This is a genomic window from Burkholderia sp. Ac-20349 (assembly GCF_017104865.1).
GTDB lineage: Bacteria > Pseudomonadota > Gammaproteobacteria > Burkholderiales > Burkholderiaceae > Burkholderia > Burkholderia aenigmatica.
Map to the genome: position 1 here is coordinate 1 of NZ_JAAGPM010000331.1, position 1,186 is coordinate 1,186.

The 1,186-nt window shown below is 69.0% G+C and carries 1 protein-coding gene and 1 pseudogene; one reads left to right on the forward strand and one right to left on the reverse strand.

All coding sequences use genetic code 11. From position 1 onward, the window contains the following. Positions 1–199 precede the first annotated feature (199 nt). The gene (gene moaC / locus G3N61_RS39025; protein ID WP_043190762.1) at positions 200–688 is read right to left on the reverse strand and encodes a cyclic pyranopterin monophosphate synthase MoaC; all 489 of its coding nucleotides are present in this window, start codon (positions 686–688) and stop codon (positions 200–202) included. A 270-nt stretch (positions 689–958) separates the two neighbouring features. Here moaC and G3N61_RS39030 point away from each other — a divergent pair. Next, positions 959–1,186: pseudogene (locus tag G3N61_RS39030) on the forward strand (M48 family peptidase); the annotation flags it as partial.

Consider the following 1,186-nt stretch of genomic DNA (forward strand, 5'->3'; position numbering starts at 1 on the left):
TCGCGCGGCGGTGTCGGCGGCGGGGCAGGTGCCGGCGGCCGATGCGGCGGCTGGCAGCAGGGCGAGCGCGCACAGCAGCGGCGCGCGGTATTTCAGCGTGTGGGTCTTCATTTGCGATGTGTTTTTCTGGCTTTTTATCGTTCGAACGGGACATCGTTACGGCCGACGATGCCCCGTGAATGGCTGCTGTCGCTGGCGCTCAACCCGCCGTGTCTTCCGCCTTCCAGTCCCCCGACTTCCCGCCGCGCTTCTCGCGCACGCTCACATCGGTGATCACCATCCCGCGATCGACGGCCTTGCACATGTCGTAGACGGTCAGCAGCCCGACCTGCACGGCGGTCAGCGCTTCCATCTCGACGCCGGTCCGGCCGAACGTTTCGACCTGCGCGACGCAGTGGACGCCCGGCAGTGCGTCGTCGAGTTCGAAGTCGACGGCCACACGCGTCAGCGCGAGCGGGTGGCACAGCGGGATCAGGTCGGCCGTGCGCTTGGCGCCCTGGATGGCCGCGATGCGCGCGACGCCGAGCACGTCGCCTTTCTTCGCCTTGCCGTCGCGGATCAGCGCGAAGGTGGCCGGCAGCATCCGGATCGTGCCGCGCGCGATCGCGATGCGTTGCGTTTCCTGCTTGCCGCCGACGTCGACCATGTGGGCGTGGCCGGCGGCGTCGAAATGGGTGAGTCCTGACATGTCTTCCTCTAGTGGAACGGAGTGCGCGAGCACGTCCCGCGATCCGGCGTCGCGATCGGGCGGGGCATCGAATCTCGTCTCTGCGCCGCGAGTCGATCCAACGTTTCAACGGGCGCCTATCATAGCAGTGGCATTCGCGGCGCCGGGTGCGCAGATGGCACCCATGCCGCACGGGACAGTCACGCTGCCGCCGGTACAATGACCCGAATATTCAGACCAAACGCCGCGATGCGCGCCCGGCGCGCGGGACGGCGTCGTTTTCATCCTGCCATGCGTGTCAAACAGTTGCTTGCCGTGTTGCTGTCGGCGGCGCTCGCGTTGCCGCCGAGCGGCCATGCGCAGCGCGCGTCCGCACCGCCGCTCGAAGCGGCGGCCGACGGCGCCCGGTCGATTTCCACGGTGCCCTCCGGCATCGCGCCCGGCGTGTTCGGTACGTACGGCGGCGCGGAGAGCCGGTTTTCGGACACGGGCGGCGCATCGGCGCCGGCCGCGAGCCTG